Raw genomic sequence first — 26,137 nt, 5'->3', positions numbered from 1 at the left:
GCGCAAACAGGCCGGACACACGACTGCATCTGACAGACGCTCATATCAGCTCAAAAAATGTCTTGCTATGCAGGAGCAATCCACACAGGACGTTCGGTTGGGAGAAATTAACGCGCCGACAACAGTGATTTGACCGCTATCTTTTCGTACGAGGCGTCATAGAAATAGTTTATCCAAACCGACCCGCCATCAAAAAAGATATCGGATACACCTTTGGTCTCCGCCCCTACAGAAAGTGCTGACACGTCACCCTCTGCATCGAGCTGAAACAGTTTTGCGTCCTGAAAATTTTCATGCCCTCTGTAGCCTCCGACAACGATGTGGCCGTCCACAAGCTCGATTGATTCCAGATTGCCAAACCCGTCGGCCAACAATTTAGCCTCCTCAGCACCGTTTGCGGCCGTAACTTGGTAAACAGCACTGTTCCAGGCATCATCCGCCCCCCAGGAAATAGCATAAATTCCTTCACCGCTGATCTCGAAGCGAGCAAGACCACTGACTTCGACTTGATCTAGATAGGGATTCATTTCGCCACTCTGAGATTGAATGGACACAAATTTGCCTCTTCCAAAATCGCTGACAATTAAGGCCTCATCATTCAGCGCTTCGACGTCGTAGAAAAAGACGCCTTCGCCATCGAGGGATCGGCGCCAATTAACATCTCCCAAAGGCGAAACAGAAACAACTTGATTACCATCCACGAGCACGATCTGCCCATTTTGCTGGACCATGCCAGTTGGATTGCGCAGCCCGAGCCCGTCTGAAAGCTCGACTTGGGAATAGCCTCCTTCAGGGTCTAGTCGATAAAGCCCTCCGTTTGTTTCATACAATCCAAATTCTTCACCGGGTCCACCAGGGCCGATGGCGACGGCATAAAGCGCACCTTCAATGGGCAATACCGCTTCTGTGTAGGGCGGGAGGCCGTTAACGATACCGGTGTCAGCCATAGCGGGACAGGCAAAAGCGATGGCTGCCAACATTGCGCTAGTTCTGATCATAGAATGGGCTCCTGTAGAAATTGACCCCATGAATGGGCACTTGGCATGTCGCCAGCATTTCACGGCGCGGCGAAACACGTATTCCAATTGCAAATCCGAGTGTGGAACTTGCCTTTCAGGGCGACAAATACGGTATTTTTGACATCAGCAATATGACTACGATAGTATAATCTACATGCATAAATTGGATACTGAGGTTTCGTCTTTAGATCTCCGCGTCCTTCGCTTTTTGAAAATTCTGCTGACAACAAGCAGTGTGACGCGCACAGCCTCTCATCTTGGGATTAGTCAGCCGGCTGCCAGCCGCATTCTCGCACGTATTCGGGATCTAGTCGGTGACCCAATCTTAATCCGCACACAATCTGGCTATCAACTGACCGACTATGCACTGGGGCTCAGACACACTGTGGAGTCGGCAATTCAGGCTGTGGAAGATGTGTTCGCTTCTTCCACGTTCGATCCTGAAACATCTCACTATCGTTTTCGCATTGCCTCGACAGACTACGGTGTCGCCGCTGTACTAGGGCCCATCATGGAACAGTTTGCTAAGACAGCCCCAGGGCTAAGGATTGATGTTTCATCACTTGTTCCCCGTAGCTTTGAAGGTCTGCAAAGCGGGGATTTGGATTTAATGCTCTATATCAACGTGACTGAAGGTGGAGATCTTCTCGCTCAAAAGCTCTACGAAGAGACATATGAAGTGCTTTATCGGCAAGGTCACCCTTTGCAGGAAATTGCAAAGTCCAAATCAGACCTTAGTCCAAAAGACCTGTCTCCGTTTCGGCAGATCGAGTTCAATTTCCCAGGCACGACTGAACTTAAGCCTGATACCATCATGCGTTCTGACGAGGGCCAATTAGCACCTGTGTTTCATCAACCCTTTTTTACGACACTGCCCTTTCTGATCGGTGAGAACGACGCTGTCGCTGCCGTACCGAAACGTTTGGGTGTTCAGATCCAAAGGGTCACTAATTTATGTTCTTCACCCTTTCGAAGGGGCGAAAGCTTTCCCTATTATCTGGTACGACACGAACGAACACGCCACAATCTGGCAATCAACTGGTTTGTTGAACAGGCAATGGCTTCGGTAAAACGTCGTTGAGCTGCCGCTGAACTTTCATTCAAAGTCCGGCCCAAACCGGACATTCGACGACTTCCAGAATCCACCGATCAGCTTCCGGAAAGCAGTCGTTCATGCAAAGCGCAGCATTTTGGGTTCGTGAGTGACCGCGACGCGGGACGCTGCCGCCAGCGCCTATTGAACAAATGTCTGCATTCGATAGTTTGCCGCACATCTGGCTTGTTTGGCAAAACAAGGAAGACATGGGTAGGAAAGGGCCAACGGCGTGAATTTTGTTAAGAAGTTTTTTCAAGGTAGGAAGCGAGATCGCCTTATTCGGCAGTTGAATGAGGCCAATACCTTTCAAAAACTCCAGCAAGCAAACATGTCGGAGGAACAGATTGAGGCGCGTCGCCGCCGCCAAGCGAGTGCGCATGAGAGGCAGAAATGGCTTGATAGCGCGCGCGAATTAAACTTGCACGAAATCATGCCAGACAGCGAGGAAGGTCGTGCTTTTCTGGCCAAGTTGGATGCGGGGGATATCCACTATCTTGCGAGCAACATCTACTATGATGGTCCTTTCGATGAGGACTGGGCGATGGCCTGCTTGCTGCACCCGAAATGCGATCTTGGTACGGGATGGCAATTGTTTCTCGGCTCTGGATCACCGATGTCGATCGAAGAGTATCTCTGGGAAAACGACGCCAAGAAAAACCCCCTCGGGATATTTGAGGCAGACGTGCACCGCAATGATGCCATCTTGAAGCGTATGAACACTGTAAGCTTTGCGTCGCGAGATTACGCACCGTCAGAGCCAGAACGTGTCCTCGCCTACGAAACGAAGATGCACGCTGCGCTTTCAGAGGGCAAGAAATTGAGATGGCACATTCCAGACGATGCGTTCATCGGTCTGAAAGGGTTGGAGGCGGAAACGCATTTCGAAAGAAATGGGGATGACATCCTCGAAGCCTTTGAAATCTGGCTGGCCAAGAACGACCCGGATCAATAGAGCGGCCATTCGTGTCGCGCGCAGCATCGGACACTTTGGGCTCAAACCGGCCAGTGGCTATTTTGCCGACTTGGTAACCGCTGAAGCCAGCCGCTCTGCCTGGAATCAAGCCCTAGGTGCCGGGCGAGCGGTTGCCTTGGTTGCGCCATTGGTCCGAGCAACAATGGCGACACCGTCCCGACGGGCTGGCGTTTCTGTGAGGCTCGCGCGTTCCGGTGAAGATGGAGGGATCCGGCGATGGATAAAGGGCCATGCTGAGATGTTGCAGCGCCATCCTGCGGCCCGACGCTCGTCCTCAGCATCATGTCCGTCCTCGGCTCAGAGCTGACATCCGATGTTTTCAGTCCGGCAATTCTGGGCTGAATGGCGGCAACGCGGCCAAAGCGGACACTAAATACAATGAAATCATTGTCGGCAGATATCCTGGTGCAAACATACGCGGGCGCGGTCTGGGTTACCTCAAAGATGTGATGACTATTTTGTCACGGGACAGTGTCTTGGCCTCTGCTTGATCAAGCGACAGTAGCGTTTCTTCTGGTGTCAGCCCCTTGCCCAAAGACCTGGACCATATGCGGCGAGCGGAAGATGGGGACCATGGTAAAGCCGCTTCCGAGAGCCATCGCCGTAGCGGGGCGGGCAATCCGTCATAGGCGGCCATGGGGTCGGCAGAGCGTCGTTTCCGGCGCAAGCTGCTTTGACCCAGATTAGCGCTCATGCTTCGTCATCCGGGTCGAAGACAGGATCCAGCACCAGGACAAGCCTGGTCTCTCCGCTCCCTTCTATCGGGGGCGAGCGATGCAATAAGCCCGAGAGTGGCTGCGTCGGCCAAAGCGTTCCGCGAAGTAGAATTGGAGCACCGGTTTGAACCGTGAATACGCGCTCTGGATCACGGCCGTCGGTTGATATCCCGTATTGGGTTCCGGTGCCCCGATAGGTGCAGACCAGCCGGGCGGTGATTGCATCGATGTGAAATTTGCGACAGGCATTGGTCTCCACAACATCCAACCGCAAACGCAGGAACCGGGCGGACATAAGGTCTGAAAACACGTCGACCATTGTTAAGATGTCATCGTGGAGCCACTCTCGTTCTGGCCCGACAGGTAACCCAGAGGTGCTGAAGAGGTGCCCAATGGTGTCCGTAACCGCATTAGCGGCCAGAATGACCCGCCCCCTGGGCAAAACCTCCGGATCAAGCTTGTCCAGCCAGGCCTGGACCTCTGGCGGGGTTTGCCGCCGCCAGATAGCGGCGGCGCACCCTGGTTGCAGAAATGCGCTAAGGGACGTCGGATCATGTGCAACGCCAATCCCTATTGCGGCATCTCTGAGCGTCTTCCTGACGAAATTCATGCGGCATCCTCAACCCGACGCCAGATCGGGAATGGGTCCGGGTAATCCGGTAAGTTGTCGGGGCCTGTGGTCGCGAGGGCGGGCACAAGACAGGTGTCCAGTCGCGCCTTGAGCCTGGGCCAGTCAATTCCAGCGCCAATGAAGACGATTTCCTGACGGCGATCCCCCCAGGGTTCTTGCCAATGCGCCTGCATGTAGGCCTTCGCGCTGTCATGTGTGGGGCGGTGCTCTTCAGGGACGGAGGCCCACCATGTGCCCAAAGGTGTGATGCTGGAGAGCGATCCAGCAAGGGAGAACTCGGCCACCCAATTAGATCGCGTCGATATCCAGAAATGTCCTTTTGCCCGGATCACCCCCGGCAGGTCGCCGTTCAACACCTTCAGGATACGCTCGGGGACAAAGGGTAAACGCGCCCGATAGACATATGAGGTGACGCCATATTCTTCGGTCTCCGGGACGTGATCGGCAAAGCCGTAAAGCTCTTTGGCCCACATCGGGTGCTCGTGTGCCTGATCAAAGTCAAAAAGGCCTGTGTCGAGGATCTTCTCAGCGGCGACAGAGGAATGATTGGTCTCGATGATCTCGGCGTCGGCATTCAGGCTGCGGATGATCTTGCGGGCGGCATCGACCTTTTCTGACCCGGCATCATCTATCTTGTTCAGGATCACCACATCAGCAAACTCAATCTGGTCGGTCAGAAGGTGCACCAGCGTGCGGTCGTCTTCCTCCCCCATCGTCTCGCCCCGGTCCCGCAGGAAATCGTGGGACGAGAAATCGTTGAGCAGGTTCGCCGCGTCGACAACGGTCACCATCGTATCCAGCCGCGCCACATCGGAGAGGCTTTCGCCTGCTTCATCTCGAAAATCGAAGGTCGCGGCCACGGGAAGAGGCTCGGAAATGCCGGTCGATTCGATCAACAGGTAATCAAAGCGCCCTTCCGCCGCGAGACGACGGACTTCATCCAAAAGGTCGTCCCGCAAGGTGCAGCAGATGCAGCCGTTTGACATCTCAACCAGCGTTTCATCTGTCCGGCTGAGTTCCGTGTCGGCCCGAACAAGGTCTGCATCTATGTTCACTTCGGACATGTCATTGACGATGACGGCCACGCGACGACCTTCGCGGTTGTTCAGGACCCGGTTCAGAAGTGTTGTCTTGCCAGCTCCTAGAAAGCCGGAAAGAACCGTGACGGGAAGACGAGTATCTGCCATAGAACGCTCCATTGGGTGCTTTGTGAGTCACGTAACTTATCCAGTTACTAGACTAATGCAACACCAAAAGTTACGTTTGCTGTCTGCCTGGAGAAAACCGCACATGAAACGCAACAGTCGTCTCTCTCTTGCCCTGCATACTCTCAGCCATATGGCGGTAGATCCGGATCGCGTGCGGACATCTTCGGACATTGCTGATCACGCAGGAACGAACCCCGTCGTGGTTCGCCGGGTTTTGGGGCGATTGCGCGAAGCCGGATTGTTGACGTCGGAAAAGGGTTATGCCGGTGGATGGCGTTTGGCACGTGCGCCGGAAAGCATCACCCTTGCGGATATCTACCTTGCGCTGGATGAACGTCTTGTCGCGAGCGGGGAAAACACTGATGCACCCGTATGTTCGGTCGAGAACGCCTTGCAGAAACGAGTCTCGGGCGTGCTAGATGAAATCGAGCAAAGCCTGATCCAGAGGTTGGGTGAAACTTCTATTTCTGAAGTATGAAGCGCGCAAACGTGCAGCAGTTTCTGCCAACGGCTGCCGCTTACGCAATGCGTGCTAATCGACAAATCGGGCGCGAGGCAATCGTTAGCCATTCTACCGACGTGGTCGCCGATTGACCCTGACATCCCGGCCCGGAGTCAAGCCGAAGGCACCGGGCGCGGAATGGGCCTGTCGCCGCTTGCCAGTGCCTTGGGGTGTGTTGTTTCCGGTTGCGTCGGTCCGGCATTCACGCCTTTATCGTCGAAAACCCAGAGGTGCCCCAGATGCCGCATATCGTGATCGAACATTCCAAAGGGCTGGAGGACAGCCATGACCTGCAAGCGCTGTGCGATTTGCTGTGGCAGGCCTTTGCGAACCATGCGTCGATCAAGGGGCCGGAGACTGTGCGGGTGCGGACCATCGCCGCCACCGCGTCACGCATCGGGGTGGAGCCGCAATCATTTGCCCATGCCACGCTGTTGTTGCTGCCTGGACGCGATGAGGCGACCCGCGAGGATCTGGCCCGGATCACGCTGGCCAGGCTTGAAGCGGCCTTGCCGGATGTGGGCAGCCTGACGGTGCGCCTTTCGGACTTGAACCCGCCCTATCTCAAGCGCATGTTGTAAGCGGCAAGGAGACGACACATGGACGACCAGACACGGATCGAACTTGAAGCGGCGGCGTTCCGCACCCTGCGCGAACACCTGATGGAAAAGCGCACCGATGTGCAGAATATCGACATGATGAACCTGGCCGGGTTCTGTCGTAACTGCCTGAGCCGCTGGTACCAGGAGGCCGCCAACGCGCGCGGCATCGAGATGGACAAGGCCGAAGCGCGCGAAATTTTCTACGGCATGAGCATGGATGAGTGGAAGGCCAACTATCAGACCGATGCGTCGCCGGATAAACAGGCCGCGTTCAAGAAAAGCTTTGCGGAGAATGTCGGCGAGAATCCCTGAATGCCGGGTATGTCAGCCCGATAGCTGACCGGCGATCCGGGATCGTCCACGCGCTGATCCCGGCAAAAAGCGCCACGTAATACGCCAAAACCTGCCAAAATCAGCAGATCCCGCGCCCGTATGTCGCGAATCTGGTGTGATCCGGCGCGCTGACCATGAGTCCGGCGGCGCAAGGGCTGCGTAATATGCCGTAGTCGCGATTAACCCTAAAAACAGACGAAACGAGGAGACGGTAATGACCGTTAACAATGGCGTTGTATCTAAACCCGGGCTGGGTCTGGCACTTGTGCCGATCGTCCTGACCCTGGCAGTGCTGGGTGTTCAGCTATTCTATTTTGGTGATTTCACACCGCATATCCCGCTTGCCATCGGCATTGCGATTACCGGGCTGGTGGGGCTGAAACTGGGTCACAAATGGCCCAATATCGAAGAGGGCGTATTTCACGTCATCAATATCTCATTGCCGTCCGTGTCGATCCTGATCACGGTTGGCATGATCGTGGGTATCTGGATTGCCAGCGGCACGGTGCCGACGCTGATCTATTATGGCCTCAAGGTGTTGTCGCCCGAGATCTTCCTGGCGGCGGGGATGATCCTGTGTTCGATCGTGTCGGTGTCGCTGGGTACAAGCTGGGGTACGGTCGGCACGGTCGGGCTGGCGCTGATGGGGATTGGCGCAGGCTTTGGCATTCCGATGTACTGGACCGCAGGTGCGGTCGTGTCGGGCGCGTTTTTCGGCGACAAGATTTCGCCCTTGTCGGACACCACCAACCTGGCCCCGGCGGTGACCGGCACAAACCTTTTTGATCACATCCGCAACATGCTGCCGACCACGGTACCGGCGATGCTGATCGCGCTGGCGATCTATTTCGTCGTGGGCTTCACCCTGATCGACACCTCGCAGGTGTCGTTCGAAAGGATCGACGCCATCACCACGGCCCTGGCCACCGAGTTCTGGATTTCACCGCTGATGCTCTTACCGGCGTTGCTGGTCATTGTTCTGGCGGTGAAAAAGCAGCCGCCGATCCCATCGCTTTTTGCTGGCGCGGTCGTGGGGGGCATCATGGCGATGGTCTGTCAGGGGGCCGGCCTGCACGAGACTTTTACATATGCCAATAGCGGCTATTCGATCGAAACCGGTGTCAGCGAGATCGACAGCCTGCTCAACCGGGGCGGCATCCAGTCGATGATGTGGACGATTTCTCTGGTGCTGCTGGCGTTGGGCTTTGGCGGCGCGCTGGAACGCACCGGTTGTCTTGAGGCGATCATCGCGGTGATCATCTCGAAGGTGAAATCCTTTGCCGGTATCCAGACCTCGGCCATCCTGACCTCGGTTGCCACCAACACGGTTGCGGGCGATCCGTACCTGTCGATCGCGCTGCCGGGGCGGATGTATGTGCCGGTGTATCGAGGCATGGGCTATTCGCCGCTGAACCTCAGCCGGGCGATCGAAGAGGGCGGGACGCTGGTGTCTCCGCTGATCCCGTGGAACGCGGGCGGGGCCTTTGTGATCTCGGCGCTGGCGCTGGGCATCGGTGACGGGAATTTCGAGAACCTGCTCTATATTCCGCTGGCCTTTGCCTGCTGGATGTCGCCGGTGATCGGTATTTTCTATGCCATGACGGGTCTTTTCTCACCCAAGGCAAGTGAGGCTGAAATCCAGTCCTGGGCCGATAGTGGTGAACCCGTGGCCGAACTGGCAACCTGACAGGGGCGGGCGCCGGGCCTGTACGTTGGCCCGGCGCTCTCCCACCTTCTCTTGATACAGGCTTTCCGGTAGGATCATCAGATGAACGAGCGTAGCTTTGTCCCGAAAGGTGCGGCCAGTTTCCGGGTGGATTTCGATGGGCCGCCCAAGGATTTCTATTTTCTGCTGCTGCCCAAGCTGACGATGCTGGCCTTCAGTTCGGCGGTCGAGCCGTTGCGCGTGGCCAATCAGGTCACCAACCGCGAACTCTATCGCTGGTTCGTGATGACCGAGGATGGCAAGCCGGTGCGGTGTTCCAACGGTATCGTGATCACGCCCGATAGCGGGCTTCAGAACCTGCCGAAATCCGCCACGGCCTTTGTCTGTTCGGGGATCGAGCCCGGCGAAAGCACCAGTCCACGGATCACCGCATGGCTGAGCCGTCAGCGGGCCTTTGGCTGTCGGACGGGCGGCATCTGCACCGGGGCTTTTGCGCTGGCCAAGGCGGGGTTGCTGGAGGATCGCGTCTTTACCCTGCATTGGGAAAACCGCCCGGCTTTCGTCGAAAGCTTTATCGGGCTGGAGCCAACCGGCAACCTTTACGAAAACGATGACGGGCTGATGACCTGCGGCGGCGGCAGCGCGGCCACCGACATGATGCTGGCCATGATCGAGCGTGATCACGGCAAGGATCTGGCGGTGGTGGTGGCCGATATGTGCATCCATTTCCGCTCGGACAGTCGCAAGTCGTTGCAGAAATCGGCCTACTCCGTGGCGCTGAGCAGCCGCAACCAGCACTTGATCACGGCGATGCAGTTCATGAATGAAAATCTGGAAAATCCGGTCGAGATTGACGAGGTGGCGACCGAGGCCGACATCTCGCGCCGTCAGTTGGAGCGATTGTTCAAGAAATACGTGGGCGTGAGCCCGGCGCAGTTCTATATTGACCAGAGGATTTCGCGGGCGCATGCGCTGCTGAATGAAACCACGCTATCGGTCAATGAGATCGCGGTGGCGACCGGGTTCAGCAGCTCTTCGCAATTGTCGTTGCGGTTCCGCAAACGGTTTGGCAAATCACCGGGCGCGTTTCGCAAAAGCTGGGCGGAGCAGGCCGGGTAGGGCATCGGGAGGGTCGCGTTGACAAAGGTTCTGAGGCATCTGACCGTGCTCGTGCATCTATTGTGTATTGCGTTTGCAGGACTTGCCCAGGCCGGGCCCGCGTCCGAGGTCAATCTGGGGTATTTCAACAAGCTGGCGATGAACGGCTATGACGTGATGACCTATTGGAACGGCGGCGATCCGCAAAAGGGCGACCCGGAGATTCAGGCCAGTTTCAAAGATGCCACCTGGGTGTTCATTTCGGCCGAGAACCGCGAGGCTTTTCTGGCTGATCCCGAACGTTTCGCCCCGCAATATGGCGGCTATTGCGCCTTTGCCGCCAGCCAGAACGCGGTGGCCGATGTGGACCCGTTCGCCTGGCGCATCTGGGACGACAAGCTTTACCTCAATTACAGCCCGCGCGTGCGGCGGCAATGGGCCAGCGACATCGACGGCAATATCGAAAAAGCCGATGGCTACTGGCCGATGCTACTGAGCAATCAATAGAAGATCAAATCGCGGTTTTCAGGCTTTCGTCCAGATAAATCTCGCGCAGGCGTCTGGCGATCGGCCCCGGCGTGCCGTCCCCCATTGCGACCCCGTCGATTTCCACAACCGGCATGACGAACGCGCTGGCCGAGGTGGTGAAGGCCTCGTCCGCCTCTTTCGCCTCGTCGATGGTAAAGCTGCGCTCTTCCACCTCCATCTGCGCCTCCTGGGCGAAACGCAGGACGGCGGCGCGGGTGATGCCGTGCAGGATGTCGTTGGAAAGCTGCCGGGTGATGATCTTGCCCCCCTTGACGATATAGGCATTGTTGGAGGTGCCTTCGGTCACCTTGCCATCCTCGACCATCCAGGCATCGTCGCAGCCCGCCGCCTTGGCCATCATTTTGCCCATTGACGGGTAAAGCAGCTGCACCGTCTTGATGTCACGGCGACCCCAGCGGATATCCTCGATCGAGATGATCTTGTTGCCCTTTTTCGACGCCTCGGAATGGGCGAGGCCGGGTTTGTCCTGGGTAAAGAGAACGACGGTCGGCTTGGTATCGGCCGACGGAAAGGCGAAATCGCGGTCGCCATCGCTGCCCCGGGTCACCTGCAAATACACCAACCCCTCGTCGATCTCGTTGACGCGCACCAGCTCGCGGTGGATCTCCAGCAGGTTGTCGAAATCGGAGGGCTTTTGCATGTCAAGCTCGTTCAGGGAGCGTTCCAGCCGTTTCAGGTGGCCGGCGAAATCAATCAGCTTGCCGCCCAGCACGCTGGTCACCTCGTAGACGCCATCGGCCATCAGGAAACCACGATCAAAGATCGAAACGGTCGCCTCGGTCTCGGGTAGGTATTCTCCATTCACGTAAACGGTGCGGGTCATGCGGACTCCTCCGAAGTAGAAATTTCTGCCGACTAAAAGCATGCCGCCAAAAAAAATGCACCCCAAAACTGGGGTGCATCTCCGAATTTTTCAGATGTCTCAGGCTGCGCGTATGCGCCTTATCCCAAAGAGACCCGCGATGCCTGTGAACAGCAGCAGGATCGAAGCAGGGATTGGAATTGCCGCAAGTGTAAATTTGAAGTTTGGACCAAGATTGCCGGGTGAACCGCCGAGAAAGTTCGGATTGGAATTAACACTGTTCGATGCGGCGTCAACGAACCCGTTCCATGTGATCGCACTATTGTACAGGACACTGCCATTTCCGAATGCAAACTGGTCGGTGCCGAAATTGTTCGCCAGAATGTAGTAAGACGTGTTTGCGAATAGTGTGATCGTAGCGATCGCGTTGAACCGCGTGCCACCCACTGTGCCGGCTTCGAAAGTGCCGCTGAGGCCAGACGCCAAAGTTGTTGATGCAAGGGCAACACCTGGTGCAGAGCTGTCGAAGATTGCGACATCATGACTGTCAGCAAAACCGTTGCTGCCCAGATCGTAGACGCCCAGGGCCGTCACGTTCAGGTCGTCAGCGCCGACCGTAAAATGATAGCCTGTCGCCCGGGAAAAGTTGTTGTTCGCTCCGCCGCCTATATAGTCCCCAACGATCGTGGCTGCCTGCGCAGGTAATGCGACAAACGCAGTTGCGGCAATTGCCGCGGCTGCAAAAATCGTTTTAATTTTGTGTCTCACTGTCAATACTCCTTAATTATGTACTGCGAATGTACACTGTCAGGTTGTGCTGAGTCCACAAAAATACAGTATAAGATTGTTTCGCTAACCCCATAGGTCAGCCGAGGGCGGGTGCACGCCGGCCGCGTCGAAAACAAGCGGGGTGTCGCGGTCTTCTGCCAAAAGCAGCGGGCCGTCAAGGTCGGTGACCATTGCGCCCTGGGCTACCAGCGTGGCCGGGGCCATGGCGAGCGATGATCCGACCATGCAGCCGACCATCACCTTGTACCCATCGGCCAATGCCGCGTCGCGCAGTTCCAGCGCCTCGGTCAGGCCGCCGGTCTTGTCGAGCTTGATGTTGACCACATCGTATTTGCCCTTGAGCCTTGGCAGGCTGGCGCGGTCATGGCAGCTTTCGTCGGCGCAAACGGGCACCGGGCGATCCATGCCGATCAATGCCTCGTCTTCTCCTGCGGGCAGGGGCTGTTCCACCAGCCCGACCCCCAGCCGTACCAGGTGCGGGGCCAGATCGGCGTAGACCTGCGCCGACCACCCCTCGTTGGCGTCGACGATGATTTTGGCGTCGGGGGCACCGGCGCGCACCGCTTCCAGCCGGGGCATGTCATCGGGCGTGCCAAGTTTGATCTTTAGCAAGGGGCGAAAGGCGTGTTTGGCCGCCTGTTCCCGCATCTTGGCCGGCTCGTCCAGCGACAGCGTATAGGCGGTGATCTCGGGGGATGGCGCTGGCAGGCCCGCCAGATCCCAGGCGCGTTTACCGGCGCGTTTCGCTTCCAGATCCCACAGCGCGCAATCCACCGCGTTGCGGGCAGCCCCTGCTGGCAGCAGATCATAGAGCGCTGCGCGGGTAATGCCCTCCGGCAGGCCTTCGATCTGGGCGGTCACGCTGTCCAGCGTTTCATCATAGCGCGTGTAGGGCACGCATTCGCCCCAGCCCTCGTGGGTCCCGTCCTTCAGGCGCACGGTCAGCACGTTGGCTTCGGTTCGCGACCCGCGTGAAATGGTGAAGACCTGCGCCAGCTTGAACGTGTCGCGCGTTACCGAGATTTGCACCGGTCTGCCCCTTTCGTCTTTCCAGAATGCGTCAAACGCGGTGGCCGTTCGGGGCCACCGCGGTGCAGGTTACAATGCGGCGAGCGCATCCACCAGCTTGTCCGATCCGAAACGGTATGGATCGGCGGCGGGCAGGCCCATGCGCCCCTCGACTTCGGCCAGATAGGCGCGGGCATCCTCTTCGGAGAGGTGCTGGGTGTTGACCGAGATACCAACAACCTGACAGTCCGGGTTGGCGATCTGGGCAAGCGGCAGCGCGGTGTCGCGCAGCTTTTCCAGCGATTGCAGCTTGTAGCCCGGCAGGCCGCGCATGTGTTCGCGCGTGGGTTCATGGCAGAGGATCAGCGCATCGGGCTGGCCGCCATGGATCAGCGCCATGGTCACCCCGGAATAGGACACGTGAAAGAGGCTGCCTTGCCCTTCGATCATGTCCCAGTGATCGGCGTCATTATCAGGTGTCAAATATTCGACCGACCCGGCCATGAAATCGGCGATCACCGCGTCCAGCGGGACACCGTGGCCGGTGATCAGGATGCCGGTCTGGCCGGTGGCGCGGAAGGTGGCCTTCATGCCGCGGGCATGCATGTCACGTTCCATCGCCATCGCCGTATACATCTTGCCGACCGAACAATCGGTGCCCACGGCCAGGCATCGTTTGCCGCTGCGCTTGACGCCATTGGCGATCGGGTAGCCATCGGTCGGCACGCGCACGTCATGCAGGGTGCCGCCATGGGTCTGGGCGGCGGCGACAAGATCGCCCTCATCGCGCAGAAGGTTATGCAGGCCCGAGGCCAGATCATAGCCCATCTCGAGCGCTTCGATCAGAACTTCTTTCCACGCCGCTGAAATCACGCCGCCCCGGTTCGCCACGCCGATCACCAGCGTCTTGGCACCGGCTTCCTTGGCCTCGGCCAGGCTCATCTCGGTCAGGCCCAGATCGGCGCCGCAGCCGGGCAGGCGGATCTGACCGATGGCATTTTCCGGGCGCCAGTCGCGAATGCCGATGGCCACTTTGGCAGCCAACATGTCAGGCGCGTCGCCCAGAAACAGAAGATACGGTGTTTCGATCATGGATTTCCCCCCGGTCGGAATCAGTGTTGGCGCAGTTTCCGATAAATCTTGTGCGAATATCTGTTGAAATCGCTCAGAAATTCAAATCTGGCGGGAATAAATTCGATGATCTTGCCAAACCGTGCAAGATTATTCTGTGCTCTCTTCCTCGGATGCGGCCATTACTTCGGCTTGAAGGCGGCCCGGTTGCGCCATGCCCAGAACCCCGGTTGCCAGCACTTCGCCGGTCTCTTCCGGTGCTTCGCGGCTGACCCGGCGGGCGACCGCGATCAGGGCGACGGCAACGCCAAGCAGCGCCACCAGCAATTGCAAACCGCGCCCGTCGGCCATGGTGATCACGTTTGGGCCAAGCAACATGCCGAAGACCTGCCCGAACTGCATCAGGAACGCCATTGCGCCGCTGGCGGCCACCACCTGACCGGGGCTCAACTGGTCGTTGGCATGGGCTGCGAGGATCGAATAGACCGGCAGGGTCATCGCCGCGATCACCGCAAACCCGATCACGATGCGCGAGGACGATGTATCCAGCGCCATCCATAGCGCTGCAAGGGCTGAAACCACGCTTAGCCCGATCACCACGTAGCGTCGGTCGGTATTGTCGGAAATCCAGCCAACCGGGTATTGCACCACCCCTGCGGCAATCATCGCGACGACCAGCGCGCCCGAGGCCTGTGCCTCGGAAAACCCCTGTTGAAGGGCGTAGAGCGGCAGCGCGATGAACCAGGCCGAGACGCCGACACTCATCAGCGTAATGCCCAGCACGGCCATCGGCGACACGCGGTAGAGCCTGGTCACGGTCATCCGGTCCGGCGCGGAAAAGTCAGGTGCACGGATGCCGGACAGCAGCAGCGGGACAATGGCCAGCGACATCAGGATCGAGACGATCCCGAACATCAGGTTGCCCGTAGGATCGGGGAAACCAACCATCGCCGTGCCCAATGCGGGTCCTAGGGTCTGAATGATGAAATAGACCGACAGGACCTGTGCGCGAATGCGGTTTTCGGACTTGGCGTTGAGCCAGCTTTCGGTGACCACGTACAGCCCCGGAAAACAAACCCCGGCGAGGAATCGCATCGCGCTCCAGCTGATCGGATCGCTGGTCAGAAGGTGAATGATCGCGGCGATGGACACCATCGAGGCCAGGGCCGAGAAGACCCGGATATGGCCAACCTTTTCGATCAGATGCGGCACGGTAATGGTGCCGATCAGCGCGCCCAGCGGGTAGCAGGCCTGCATGATCGAGATGGTCAGCGGCGAAAACCCAAGCCCCGCGCCCCGGATCGACAGCAAGGTGACCAGCAGGCCATTGGCGACCATGAGCATCAGCATGCCCAGGAACAGCGCCCAGTTGTCCATGATCGCGCGTTGCATGTGCCCTCCTGCTTTTTCCGATACGTGACAGGTGCAGGGTGGGCTATCGACCTTGTTTGCGACAGAGGCGTCGCATCCGGGCGATGTTGTCGCAGCAAATCGCCTTGCAGGCAGGGGCGCAATTTAATACCGATTGCGCGAAAACAAACGCAATATCGTTACCGAAGGGACCGATCATCATGAGCTTTCGCCTGCAACCGCCCGCCCCCGCCCGTCCGAACCGTTGTCAGCTTTTCGGTCCGGGGTCGAACGCCAAACTGTTCGAGAAGATGGCGGCGTCAGCAGCGGATGTGATCAATATTGACCTTGAGGATTCGGTGGCGCCGACCGACAAGGATCTGGCACGCCGCCAGACGATCGAGGCGATCAACTCGGTCGATTGGGGCAACAAATACCTCAGCGTACGGATCAACGGGCTGGATACCGGCTGGTGGTACAAGGATGTGGTTGACCTGCTGGAACAGGCCGGTGACCGGCTGGATCAGATCATGATCCCCAAGGCCGGCTGTGCCGCTGACATCTATGCGGTTGACGCGCTTGTCACCTCGATCGAGACCGCGAAGGGCCGCCAGAAGAAAATCAGCTTCGAGGCGATCATCGAAACCTCGGCGGGCATCTGTCATGTCGAAGAGATCGCCGCCGCCAGCCCGCGCATGCAGGCGCTGAGCCTGGGCGCGGCCGATTTCGCGGCGTCGATGGGCATGGCGACAACCGGTATCGGCGGCACGCAGGCGAATTACTACATGTTGCATGAGGGGCAAAGCTACTGGCCCGACCCGTGGCACTGGGCGACGGCGAAAATCGTCGCGGCGTGCCGGACCCACGGGCTGCTGCCGGTCGACGGGCCGTTTGGCGATTTCAGCGACGATGACGGGTTCCGCGCGCAGGCGCGGCGGGTGGCGACACTGGGCATGGTCGGTAAATGGGCGATCCACCCCAAGCAGATCGCACTGGCCAACGAGGTCTTCACCCCCTCAGACGAGGCCGTGCAGGAAGCCCGCGAAATTCTGGCGGCAATGGAAGAGGCCAAGGCCAAGGGCGAAGGGGCGACCGTCTACAAGGGTCGTCTGGTTGATATCGCCAGCATCAAACAGGCCGAGGTGATCGTGAAACAGGCCGAGATGATCGCAAACTGACAGGGTCGCCCCGATCAGGGGCGACAGTCCTGGTTAACAAGGCAAATCGGCAGGCTGTTTCACGTCGGTATTTAGTCTGTATTTCGTCGGTATCGGATCGATAAAACCGGACGCGCAAACAAAGCGGCCGGTTTACCAACTGAGTGTTGAGACTTGCTCTGCGGACAAACTGGACTTGTGCAGCTGCGGCCAGTGCTTGCGCATAAAGCTGACACACCTGCAGCAACGTCGTTTCGGCGACGCAGGTGATTTCCCTAGACCCGTCGTTCAATCACGCCGACTGACTCTTGCCTGCGATTTGGTCCAACAATTGAGGAGCGGGACCACGCAGATCTGTGCGATTGCCAAGGACGCCAGTGCAGAAAGTGCAAATTGGCGCTCGTATCCGTCGCAGCTGGCATTGGGCGGCTCGGCAAATCTCCTCCGCAGCAATCATTCAGCCGCATCAATGCCAGCAGATTTCAATCCATCCTTCGCTGCACACTGTCTCATTTTTTGAGATGTGGACCTTTGTTATTCACCGCCGGTGATGCGTTTTATCGCTGACACTGCCTGGACCTGTTGCCAATTCAGATATCTGCTCATTGGGTCTGCGGACTTGACCTCCGATCGGGTCAGCAAGTATGTGAAGATTAAATTTTACGCGCGTAACGATTTAACCTTGCGAGGCGGACGGATGGTACAACGCAAAATTCGAAACATGGAAGAGTTTGCGTCAGTCAGCGGTATTTCGCGCCCGACCCTTTCAAAATATTTCAACAATCCAGAGAGCGTCCGTCAATCCACCAGAATGCGGATCGAAAAGGCGCTGGACCAGCACGATTACCGCCCGAACGTCTATGCCATGAACCAGAACCGGCGAACGACCAAGAATATCGGGATCGTCGTGCCGTATCTCGCGGATCCATTCTTTACCGAGATTGGCCGGGCCGTGGAAATGGCCTGCATCAGCGCCGGCTACAGCCCCATTCTACTAAGTTCGCATGGCGACCCGGAGCTTGAGAAAGAAAACCTTGAGTCGTTGCGGTCACTTAAACCAGCGGGCGTGCTGCTGGCACCCTTTGGGCGCGCATCAGATCGGAGTGTTATCCAGAAATTCAGTCAGGAAGTGCCGCTGGTTCTGTTCGATGCCAATATCAGTGAAACCGGTGAAGCCTTTATCGGCACGGACAATTTTCAAAGCGTCGGGTTGATCGTGGAATACCTCTGCCGCAGCGGGGAACCGCCTTGTTTCTTTGAAATGAAGACACCCTCAAATCCGAATGCGAACAAGCGGCAGCAAGCCTATCAAGAAAGCATGGAGCGGCACGGTTTTCCGGCGCACATATTCCAGGCCGAGGGCGAAGGATGGAACTTTGAGGAAGTTGGTAGCGTCCAAGGAGGAGAGATGCTGGCCCGAAAGGTGTTTCCGACGAATACCGTATTGTGCAGCAACGACCGCCTTGCCATCGGGATGTTGTCGGCGGCGTATGGTCTGGGAATTCGGGTCGGTTTAGACAGTGATTGCAGCCTGCGGATTGCCGGGCATGATGACCATCCCTTCTCGCGCTACACATGCCCGCCGTTAACGACGATTGCGCAAGACTACAGCGCCATCGCCAAACGGGCCGTTAGCACGCTTTTTCGAATCATTGAGTCGGAAGACCCGCCCCCGACGCGGGAGGAGACGCTGTTCGAGGGTAAATTGGTGATGCGCGACTCTGCCTAAGCTTTTAGTAAAAAACAATAGTTTTAATAAATTTTACGCGCGTCAATTATAAATTGACTTCGCGTCATCTGAAAAGCTATCATCCTTCGCAACATCAAGCTTTCAGGGAGGAAACAGATGTCTCCGATCAGATCACTCTGCGCCGCATCGGTTTTGGCAATGGTCACCGCGGGTGGCGCGTTTGCCGAAACCACCGTCACCATCGCAACCGTGAACAACGGGGACATGATCCGCATGCAGGGGCTGGCCGATGAATTTACGGCCCAGAATCCCGACGTCACGCTGGAATGGGTGACTCTGGAAGAAAACGTATTGCGCCAGCGCGTCACCCAGGACATCGCCGCCAAGGGCGGATCCTTCGATGTCATGACCATCGGCACCTACGAGGTGCCAATCTGGGGCAATCAGGGTTGGCTGGTCTCCCTGAACGACATGCCCGCCGAGTGGGACGCCGATGACCTTCTGCCCGCGATCCGCGATGGCCTGACTGTCGACGGTGAGCTTTACGCCGCCCCGTTCTATGGCGAAAGCTCAATGGTGATGTACCGCACTGATCTGATGGAAAAGGCGGGGCTGGAAATGCCCGAGGCACCCACCTGGGACTTCATCAAGGAAGCCGCGGCTGGTATGACCGACAAAGAGAACGAGATTTACGGTATCTGCCTGCGCGGCAAGGCCGGCTGGGGCGAAAACATGGCGTTTCTGACGGCCATGTCCAACTCCTTCGGTGCCCGCTGGTTCGATGAGAACTGGCAGCCTGAGCTGAATGGCGAGGAATGGACAACCGCCGTCAACTTCTACATGGACTTGATGAACAATTACGGCCCGCCGGGTGCATCGACCAACGGCTTCAACGAAAACCTGTCGCTGTTCCAGCAGGGCAAGTGCGGGATGTGGATCGACGCCACGGTAGCCGCGTCCTTTGTGACCAATCCCAACGACTCAACTGTCGCCGACAAGGTCGGTTTCGCGCTGGCCCCCGATAACGGGCTGGGCCGCCGGGGCAACTGGCTCTGGGCGTGGTCGCTGGCAATCCCTGCCGGGTCTGATGCCACTGACGCGGCCAAAAAGTTCATCCAATGGGCAACCTCCAAGGAATACACTGCGCTGGTTGCTTCGAAAGAGGGCTGGGCCAACGTACCTCCGGGAACGCGTACATCATTGTACGAAAACGCCGAATACAAAGCAGCGGCCCCTTTTGCGGAAATGACATTGGGGTCGATCAATGCAGCCGATCCGACCAATCCTTCGATCAAGCCCGTGCCCTATACCGGCGTGCAGTTCGTGGCTATTCCGGAATTCGCAGGTATCGCGACGCAGGTTGGTCAGGAAATCTCGGCCGCTCTAGCCGGACAGCAATCGGTCGAGGAAGCGCTGGAAAAGGCGCAGGCTCTGACTGCGGATGAAATGGAAGCTGCGGGCTACTAAGCGCGCGCTTTCCCCGGGGGCGGCGCAAGCCGTGCCGCCCTTCGGTTAGACTACCCTCGTAAAACCCACGTTTGCTTCAGACAGCCCTTCGCGGCAGTCAACAGGGGAGATGACCCATGGCTACTCAGCATTCCCGATCTGCGGCACGCCTGATGATGGCGCCGGCGGTTGTTCTCCTCTTGGGCTGGATGCTCGTTCCGCTGATCATGACCCTCCTCTTCTCGTTCAAGAAATATATCCCCCTGCGCGGCGGTGATCTGGGATGGGTGGGGTTCGACAATTACATCCGTTTCGTGACCTCCAGCGCCTTCTGGCCTTCGGTCTCGGCAACGCTGATCGTTGTCGGTGGGGTTTTGATCATTACTGTCATATTCGGTGTTTTGTTAGCCATTCTCCTGAATCAACCCATGTGGGGTCAGGGCGTGGTCCGCATCCTGGTGATTGCACCCTTCTTCGTCATGCCGACCGTTTCGGCGCTGGTGTGGAAGAACATGTTCATGGACCCTGTGAATGGGCTTTTCGCGCACCTTTGGAAGTTCTTCGGCGCGGCACCCGTGGAATGGCTCAGTCAGGCGTCACTGCAATCCATCGTCATGATCGTCTCGTGGCAATGGCTGCCGTTCGCAACGCTGATCCTGTTGACCGCGATCCAATCGCTTGACAGTGAACAGCTGGAAGCCGCCGAAATGGACGGCGCCCCACCCGTCAAGCGTTTTGCCTATATCACCCTGCCGCATCTGGGCCGCGCCATCACCGTCGTGGTGCTGATCCAGACGATCTTTCTGCTGGCGATCTTCGCCGAGATTTTCGTGACCACTCAAGGCAGCTTCGGCACCAAGACGCTGACCTACCTGATTTATCAGCGTGTACTGGAAAGCCAGAATGTCGGGCTTGGGTCTGCCGGCGGTGTCTATGCCATCATCCTTGCCAATATCGTTGCCATCTTCCTGATGCGCATGGTCGGCAAGAACCTGGACGCGTGAGGAGAACATCATGGCTCGCTCAGTGACAACACAACGCAAGATCATCAACACCGCCGCCGCATGGACCGTGGGTATGCTGATCTTCTTCCCGATCCTCTGGACGGTCCTGACCAGCTTCAAGACTGAGGCCACCGCCATCGCCGATCCACCGGTCTTCCTGGCGTTCGACTGGACGCTGGAAAACTATTCCACGGTCATGGAGCGGTCGGATTACATGCGGTTCCTGTGGAATTCCGTCATCATCGCGGGTGGGTCCACCCTATTGGGCATCATCATCGCAGTCCCGGCGGCTTGGTCGATGGCTTTCGTGCCCTCGAAACGAACCAAGGACATCCTGCTGTGGATGCTTAGCACCAAGATGCTTCCGGCGGTGGGCGTGCTCTATCCGATCTACCTGATCTTTATCAAGATGGGCCTGCTGGACACGCGGACCGGGCTGGTGATCGTGTTGATGCTGATGAACCTGCCGATCATCGTCTGGATGCTCTACACCTATTTCAAGGAGATTCCCGGCGAAATTCTCGAAGCCGCGCGGATGGACGGGGCGAGTTTGAAGGAAGAGATCCTTTATGTGCTCACGCCGATGGCCATTCCCGGCATCGCCTCCACGCTGCTGCTGAACTTCATCCTCGCGTGGAACGAGGCGTTCTGGACTCTCAACCTGACCGCGGCCAAGGCCGCCCCGCTCACGGCCTTCATCGCCAGCTATTCCAGCCCCGAGGGTCTGTTTTATGCCAAGCTCAGCGCGGCCTCGACAATGGCGATCGCGCCAATCCTCATCCTCGGCTGGTTCAGCCAGAAACAACTTGTCAGCGGCCTGACCTTCGGCGCCGTGAAATAAGGAGACGAAAACATGGGACGTATCACACTGGACAAAGTCTCCAAGAGTTTCGGCGATGTCGAGGTTATCCCCCCATTGGACCTTACCATTGAGGACGGAGAATTCACCGTGTTCGTCGGCCCGTCGGGTTGCGGTAAATCCACCCTTTTGCGCCTGATTGCGGGGCTTGAAGACAGCTCTGGTGGGCATATCCGCATTGATGGTAATGACGCCACGCACGTGCCACCCGCCAAGCGGGGGCTGGCGATGGTGTTCCAGTCCTACGCGCTCTATCCGCATATGTCGGTGCGCAAGAACATCGCGTTTCCGATGAAGATGGCGAATGTGCCGGAAGATGAGCAGAACCGGCGGATCGAAGCGGCGGCAATTGCGCTGAACCTCAGCGATTACCTGGACCGCCGTCCGGGGCAGCTTTCGGGTGGTCAGCGTCAGCGGGTCGCTATTGGCCGTGCCATTGTCCGAGAACCGGCGGCTTTCCTCTTTGACGAACCACTGTCAAACCTCGACGCAGCGTTGCGGGTAGGTATGCGGCTGGAAATCAGCGAACTGCATGAGCGGCTCCAAACCACGATGATCTACGTCACCCACGATCAGGTTGAAGCCATGACCATGGCCGACAAGATCGTCGTGTTGCAGGCTGGTGTGATCGAGCAGGTTGGTAGTCCGCTGGAGCTCTACCGCGCGCCGCGCAACAAGTTTGTTGCCGGTTTCATCGGGTCGCCCAAGATGAACTTCATCGAAGGGGACGAAGCCGCCAAATTTAATGCCCACACCATCGGCATTCGGCCGGAGCATATCGATGTTTCGGATACCGAAGGTCAGTGGAAAGGAACCGTCGGTGTGGCCGAGCACCTAGGGTCGGACACGTTTTTTCATGTTCACGGCACCGGGATGGCAGAGACCATGACTGTGCGCGCGCCAGGCGAGGTCAATCTGCGACACGGTGATGTCATCCACATGACACCGCGCAAAGATCAGATTCACAAGTTCGATGCACAGTGTCTGCGGATCGAATGACACGACAAATAGGTAATTCAGCGATCAGGCATGCTGAGATGACACAGAAACTTGCGCTTTCGTCGCTTTCGCAACTGTCTGGTCGGGTGTCAGTGCCGGCCTATGCTCGCACTGACCTGTCAGCTGGCATCCTGCATATCGGCATGGGCAATTTCCACCGGGCGCATCAGGCGGTTTATCTGGACCGGTTGTTCAACCTCGGGCTGGACTATGACTGGGCTATTGTAGGTGCCGGGATCATGCCGTTCGACGCAGGCCGACGCGCAGCTCTGAAAGAGCAAGACTGGCTGAGCACCGTGGTCGAGATAAGCCCCGAGAAATACGAGGCCCGCGTAACCGGCGCGATGGTCGATTTCTGCCCTGTAAAGGCGAAAGCGATCATCGAACGCATCGTCGATCCCGCGATCCGCATCGTGTCGCTGACGATCACCGAAGGCGGTTATTTCATTGACGCGGCCACCGGCAAGTTTGACGCCGCGCATCCCGACATACGCCATGACGCCGAAAACATGGAAATGCCCCGAACAGTGTTTGGCATCCTTCTTGCCGGTCTCAAGCTGCGCTGGGCGATAGGTCACCCCCCGCCCGCCATCTTGTCCTGCGACAACATCCCAGAAAACGGGAATGTCACCCGTCAGGCGCTGGAGGGGCTTGCAGCCCTCATCTCGGACGAGCTGCGCGACTGGGTCGCCGCGAACATTGCCTTTCCCAATTCGATGGTTGACAGGATCACCCCCGCGACTTCGGACGGCAAACGCGCCATGGTCTCCGAAGAGTTTGGCATCGACGATGCCGCCCCGGTTGTGTGCGAGCCATTCAGTCAATGGGTGATGGAGGACAATTTTCCGCTGGGCCGTCCCGCCCTGGAAAGGGTCGGTGTGCAATTCGTCGAGAATATCTTGCCCTTCGAGACCATGAAGCTGCGTATTCTGAACGCCGGTCATGCCGCGATTTCCTATCCCGCGGCGCTGATAGGTTTCGATTGCGTGCACGATGCGATGGCGGATGCCGATATCGCAGCATGGTTGATGCAGCTTATGCGCGACGAAGTCATTCCGGTTCTCGATCCCATTCCCGGCGTCGATTATCACGCCTATCTGTCCACCTGTGTCGAGCGATTTTCCAACCCGGAAGTGCGCGACACTATTGCCCGACTGTGTCAGGACGGATCAAACCGACAGCCCAAATTTGTTCTGCCCACGATTGCGGACGCACTTGCTAAGGGGCGTCTTGTCGACGGGCTGGCGTTGGAAGCGGCTTTCTGGTGCCGCTACTGTGCCGACACGGCAGAACTGGATGACCCACGGGCATCGGCGTTACAACAGGCAGCACGGGACACGCGGCGTAATCCCGGGGCATTTCTGGCGCTGGCGGACGTGTTCGGCGCGCTGGGGCAGAACGAAGTGTTCGCCCGGTCTTTTGCCCGGCAGATTGAGGCGCTTTGGGTGGGCGACCCGAGATCGGTCCTGCGTGATTATCTGAACCGAGAGGCCGCCTGAGATGATCCTGTGTTGTGGCGAAGCCCTGATCGACATGATCCCCACCCCGGTGGCTGGCGGGCAAGAGGGGTTTGTGCCGCATACCGGCGGGGCCGTGTTCAACACCGCCATCGCGCTTGGGCGGCTGGGTGTTCGAACCGGGCTTCTGACCGGCTTGTCGACGGACATGTTCGGCCTGCAATTGACCGACGTTCTGACGGCAAGCCATGTAGACGCCACGCTTGCCATCTTGTCGGAGCGCCCGACGACGCTGGCGTTTGTGCGACTGGTGGACGGGCACGCAACCTACAGTTTTTACGACGATAATTCAGCAGGGCGCATGCTGGCGTCAGAGGACATGCCATCCATCCCCGCCGACGTGTCCGCCCTCTTTTTCGGTGGGATCAGCCTGGCCTGCGAACCCTGCGCCGATGCCTATGCAACCCTTCTGGCGCGCGAAGCGGACGGGCGCGCGGTGATGCTTGACCCCAACATTCGCCCCGATTTCATCCGCGGCATCGACCGTTACCGCGCTCGGCTGGGACGTATGCTGGCGCAGACGGATATCGTCAAATTATCCGACGAAGATCTGAACTGGATCGAACCTGCGCCGCTGTCGATGAACGAAAAGGTCCAGATCTTGCTGAAGGCCGGTCCCGCCATTGTCATTCTGACCCGCGGAGGCGACGGTGCAACGGGCTTTCTGCCGGATGGAGCCGAGGTGCAGGTACCCGCGGCTATCGTCGAAATCAGCGACACCGTCGGGGCCGGTGACACCTTCAATGCGGGTGTTCTGGCCAAACTCTCCGAGATGGGTCAGTTGCGCAAAGCCGACTTGCGCAGCCTTTCGCCAGACACTTTGCGAGAGGCAATGACCCATGGCGCCAAGGCCGCCGCCGTCACAGTCTCCCGCGCCGGGGCCAATCCTCCCTGGGCAAGAGAACTCTGAAATGACCCACTTGAAAGATGCAATGTTCCCTCACTCATCAAAATATGTTAGCGCTACCATTACTGTGCTCACTAGCTCCCACCTCGTCACAGAAACGGAGAAGATGACATGACCACCAAAATTGCGATCAACGGTTTTGGAAGGATCGGTCGCGGTGTGTTGCGCGCCCTGATCGAAAGCGGCTCAAGCGACATCGAGGTTGTCGCCGTAAACGATCTGTCCCCGCCTGAAACCATCGCTCACCTGCTGAAATACGACAGTGTGCACGGGCGGCTGAAACGCGATGTGCGTGTTGAAGAAGACCGGCTTCTGATCGGCGCCCAAAGCATCCGTCTGACCGCGATTCGCAATCCGGCGGAACTGCCCTGGCAGGATGTGGAAATCGCCTGCGAATGCACCGGGCTTTTCACGGACCGCGACAAGGCGGCGCTGCATCTGCAAAACGGCTCCAAACGGGTTCTGATTTCCGCTCCCGGCAAGGCTGCAGATCGCACCGTTGTCTATGGCGTCAATCACATGGATCTGACGACGGATGACGTGATCGTCTCAAATGCCTCCTGCACTACCAATTGCCTCGCCCCCGTGGCGATGGTTCTGGACCGGGTCTTTGGCATCAAGACTGGCTACATGACCACGATCCATTCCTTTACCGGCGATCAGCCCAGCCACGATACCGGCCATCACGATCTGTACCGCGCCCGCGCAGCGTCGCTGTCGATGGTTCCGACCTCAACCGGTGCCGCGCGCGCCATTTCCCTGGTGCTGCCCCGGCTTAAAGGTAAATTGGAAGGCTCTGCCGTGCGGGTGCCGACGCCGAACGTGTCACTTGTCGACCTCAGTTTCATTTCCGAGACCCCGGCCGCCCGCGACGAGATCAACGCAGCCATCCGGGACGCAGCGTCAGGCGAACTCGCAGGCATCCTTGCTTACGAAGAAGACCCGCTAGTTTCGATCGATTTCAACCACGATCCGCATTCCTCCTGCTTTGCTGCCGCACAGACCTCGGTGACCAAGGATGGGCTGGTGCGCGTCGTCAGTTGGTATGACAACGAATGGGGCTTTTCCAACCGGATGCTCGACACTGGCCGCCGCATGGGAACGCTGCTTCATCACACGACTTCGCTGGCGATGGCGAGTTAAGA

The 26,137-nt window shown here is 58.1% G+C and carries 26 protein-coding genes; 17 read left to right on the top strand and 9 right to left on the bottom strand.

The genetic code is table 11. The features are described 5' to 3' along the window. Positions 1-107 precede the first annotated feature (107 nt). Positions 108-998: a hypothetical protein gene (locus Q1B27_RS11640; RefSeq protein WP_299847653.1), complete on the bottom strand. Its 891-nt coding sequence runs from the start codon at positions 996-998 to the stop codon at positions 108-110. A 175-nt stretch (positions 999-1,173) separates the two neighbouring features. On the opposite strand from Q1B27_RS11640, the gene Q1B27_RS11635 reads away from it, so the two are divergent. Both Q1B27_RS11635 and Q1B27_RS11630 read left to right on the top strand, forming a co-directional pair. Continuing rightward, complete coding sequence (locus Q1B27_RS11635; RefSeq protein WP_299847651.1) at positions 1,174-2,100, top strand: LysR family transcriptional regulator; 927 nt, start codon at positions 1,174-1,176, stop codon at positions 2,098-2,100. A 244-nt stretch (positions 2,101-2,344) separates the two neighbouring features. Beyond that, positions 2,345-3,067 (top strand): hypothetical protein, encoded by a 723-nt coding sequence (locus tag Q1B27_RS11630; RefSeq protein WP_299847649.1) that lies wholly within the window; start codon positions 2,345-2,347, stop codon positions 3,065-3,067. A gap of 454 nt (positions 3,068-3,521) precedes the next feature. Here the strand turns inward: Q1B27_RS11630 and Q1B27_RS11625 are convergent, their stop codons facing one another. Genes Q1B27_RS11625 through Q1B27_RS11615 form a run of 3 tightly spaced genes read right to left on the bottom strand, consistent with a single transcriptional unit; the run spans position 3,522 to position 5,622 of the window. Then, on the bottom strand, positions 3,522-3,782 hold the full coding sequence (locus Q1B27_RS11625) for a DUF6525 family protein (RefSeq protein WP_299847647.1): 261 nt from the start codon (positions 3,780-3,782) through the stop codon (positions 3,522-3,524). Beyond that, positions 3,779-4,414 carry a DUF1826 domain-containing protein gene (locus tag Q1B27_RS11620; protein ID WP_299847645.1) on the bottom strand — a complete coding sequence of 212 codons (636 nt, stop codon included), beginning with the start codon at positions 4,412-4,414 and terminating at the stop codon, positions 3,779-3,781. Before Q1B27_RS11620 ends, Q1B27_RS11625 begins: the two co-directional genes overlap by 4 nt. Further along, positions 4,411-5,622: a GTP-binding protein gene (locus Q1B27_RS11615; protein WP_299847643.1), complete on the bottom strand. Its 1,212-nt coding sequence runs from the start codon at positions 5,620-5,622 to the stop codon at positions 4,411-4,413. The genes Q1B27_RS11620 and Q1B27_RS11615 overlap by 4 nt, the downstream gene beginning before the upstream one ends. 103 nt (positions 5,623-5,725) lie before the next feature. Between Q1B27_RS11615 and Q1B27_RS11610 the strand changes: the two genes are divergently transcribed. The 6 genes from Q1B27_RS11610 to Q1B27_RS11585 all read left to right on the top strand — a co-directional run bounded on the left by Q1B27_RS11610 (position 5,726) and on the right by Q1B27_RS11585 (position 10,351). Next, on the top strand, positions 5,726-6,121 hold the full coding sequence (locus Q1B27_RS11610) for an Rrf2 family transcriptional regulator (RefSeq protein ID WP_299847641.1): 396 nt from the start codon (positions 5,726-5,728) through the stop codon (positions 6,119-6,121). Between the two features lie 263 nt (positions 6,122-6,384). Then, positions 6,385-6,726, top strand: coding sequence for a 5-carboxymethyl-2-hydroxymuconate isomerase (locus Q1B27_RS11605; protein WP_299847639.1), 342 nt, complete (start codon positions 6,385-6,387; stop codon positions 6,724-6,726). Positions 6,727-6,744: 18 nt separating this feature from the next. After that, entirely contained in the window at positions 6,745-7,059 is a 315-nt protein-coding gene (locus Q1B27_RS11600) for a DUF1244 domain-containing protein (RefSeq protein ID WP_299847637.1), read from the top strand. A 235-nt stretch (positions 7,060-7,294) separates the two neighbouring features. Then, on the top strand, positions 7,295-8,767 hold the full coding sequence (gene nhaC / locus Q1B27_RS11595; protein ID WP_299847635.1) for a Na+/H+ antiporter NhaC: 1,473 nt from the start codon (positions 7,295-7,297) through the stop codon (positions 8,765-8,767). An 81-nt stretch (positions 8,768-8,848) separates the two neighbouring features. Continuing rightward, the gene (locus Q1B27_RS11590) at positions 8,849-9,865 is read left to right on the top strand and encodes a GlxA family transcriptional regulator (RefSeq protein WP_299847633.1); all 1,017 of its coding nucleotides are present in this window, start codon (positions 8,849-8,851) and stop codon (positions 9,863-9,865) included. Positions 9,866-9,883: 18 nt separating this feature from the next. Further along, positions 9,884-10,351 carry a YHS domain-containing (seleno)protein gene (locus tag Q1B27_RS11585; RefSeq protein ID WP_299847631.1) on the top strand — a complete coding sequence of 156 codons (468 nt, stop codon included), beginning with the start codon at positions 9,884-9,886 and terminating at the stop codon, positions 10,349-10,351. 4 nt (positions 10,352-10,355) lie between these two features. Here Q1B27_RS11585 and Q1B27_RS11580 read toward each other — a convergent pair whose 3' ends face one another. The 5 genes from Q1B27_RS11580 to Q1B27_RS11560 all read right to left on the bottom strand — a co-directional run bounded on the left by Q1B27_RS11580 (position 10,356) and on the right by Q1B27_RS11560 (position 15,455). Further along, positions 10,356-11,216: a D-amino-acid transaminase gene (locus tag Q1B27_RS11580; protein WP_299847629.1), complete on the bottom strand. Its 861-nt coding sequence runs from the start codon at positions 11,214-11,216 to the stop codon at positions 10,356-10,358. Between the two features lie 99 nt (positions 11,217-11,315). After that, the gene (locus Q1B27_RS11575) at positions 11,316-11,963 is read right to left on the bottom strand and encodes a hypothetical protein (protein ID WP_299847624.1); all 648 of its coding nucleotides are present in this window, start codon (positions 11,961-11,963) and stop codon (positions 11,316-11,318) included. 84 nt (positions 11,964-12,047) lie between these two features. Further along, positions 12,048-13,013, bottom strand: coding sequence for an N-acetyl-D-Glu racemase DgcA (gene dgcA / locus Q1B27_RS11570; protein ID WP_299847621.1), 966 nt, complete (start codon positions 13,011-13,013; stop codon positions 12,048-12,050). Between the two features lie 69 nt (positions 13,014-13,082). Beyond that, positions 13,083-14,084: an N-acetyltransferase DgcN gene (gene dgcN, locus Q1B27_RS11565; RefSeq protein WP_299847619.1), complete on the bottom strand. Its 1,002-nt coding sequence runs from the start codon at positions 14,082-14,084 to the stop codon at positions 13,083-13,085. A 129-nt stretch (positions 14,085-14,213) separates the two neighbouring features. Beyond that, complete coding sequence (locus tag Q1B27_RS11560) at positions 14,214-15,455, bottom strand: MFS transporter (RefSeq protein WP_299847617.1); 1,242 nt, start codon at positions 15,453-15,455, stop codon at positions 14,214-14,216. A gap of 179 nt (positions 15,456-15,634) precedes the next feature. On the opposite strand from Q1B27_RS11560, the gene Q1B27_RS11555 reads away from it, so the two are divergent. The 9 genes from Q1B27_RS11555 (at position 15,635) to gap (ending at position 26,135) form a co-directional block, all read left to right on the top strand. Beyond that, positions 15,635-16,591: an L-malyl-CoA/beta-methylmalyl-CoA lyase gene (locus Q1B27_RS11555; protein WP_299847615.1), complete on the top strand. Its 957-nt coding sequence runs from the start codon at positions 15,635-15,637 to the stop codon at positions 16,589-16,591. 676 nt (positions 16,592-17,267) lie between these two features. Continuing rightward, positions 17,268-18,299 (top strand): LacI family DNA-binding transcriptional regulator, encoded by a 1,032-nt coding sequence (locus Q1B27_RS11550; protein WP_299847613.1) that lies wholly within the window; start codon positions 17,268-17,270, stop codon positions 18,297-18,299. Between the two features lie 117 nt (positions 18,300-18,416). Then, on the top strand, positions 18,417-19,727 hold the full coding sequence (locus Q1B27_RS11545; protein ID WP_299847611.1) for a sugar ABC transporter substrate-binding protein: 1,311 nt from the start codon (positions 18,417-18,419) through the stop codon (positions 19,725-19,727). A gap of 116 nt (positions 19,728-19,843) precedes the next feature. After that, positions 19,844-20,710 carry a carbohydrate ABC transporter permease gene (locus Q1B27_RS11540; RefSeq protein ID WP_299847609.1) on the top strand — a complete coding sequence of 289 codons (867 nt, stop codon included), beginning with the start codon at positions 19,844-19,846 and terminating at the stop codon, positions 20,708-20,710. 10 nt (positions 20,711-20,720) lie between these two features. After that, on the top strand, positions 20,721-21,551 hold the full coding sequence (locus tag Q1B27_RS11535) for a carbohydrate ABC transporter permease (protein WP_299847608.1): 831 nt from the start codon (positions 20,721-20,723) through the stop codon (positions 21,549-21,551). Positions 21,552-21,563: 12 nt separating this feature from the next. Continuing rightward, entirely contained in the window at positions 21,564-22,568 is a 1,005-nt protein-coding gene (locus tag Q1B27_RS11530) for an ABC transporter ATP-binding protein (RefSeq protein WP_299847606.1), read from the top strand. A gap of 38 nt (positions 22,569-22,606) precedes the next feature. Beyond that, the gene (locus Q1B27_RS11525; protein WP_299847604.1) at positions 22,607-24,067 is read left to right on the top strand and encodes a mannitol dehydrogenase family protein; all 1,461 of its coding nucleotides are present in this window, start codon (positions 22,607-22,609) and stop codon (positions 24,065-24,067) included. Position 24,068: 1 nt separating this feature from the next. Then, positions 24,069-24,995, top strand: a complete 927-nt coding sequence (locus Q1B27_RS11520) for a carbohydrate kinase (RefSeq protein WP_299847602.1) — start codon at positions 24,069-24,071, stop codon at positions 24,993-24,995. A 108-nt stretch (positions 24,996-25,103) separates the two neighbouring features. Then, positions 25,104-26,135 carry a type I glyceraldehyde-3-phosphate dehydrogenase gene (gene gap / locus Q1B27_RS11515; RefSeq protein WP_299847600.1) on the top strand — a complete coding sequence of 344 codons (1,032 nt, stop codon included), beginning with the start codon at positions 25,104-25,106 and terminating at the stop codon, positions 26,133-26,135. Positions 26,136-26,137: the final 2 nt, after the last annotated feature.

The sequence above is a fragment of the uncultured Roseovarius sp. genome, assembly GCF_947489715.1.
In the GTDB taxonomy this organism is placed as follows: Bacteria; Pseudomonadota; Alphaproteobacteria; order Rhodobacterales; family Rhodobacteraceae; genus Roseovarius.
The sequence above is the reverse complement of the archived record's forward strand: the minus strand, read 5'-3'. Positions and strand labels throughout refer to the sequence as shown.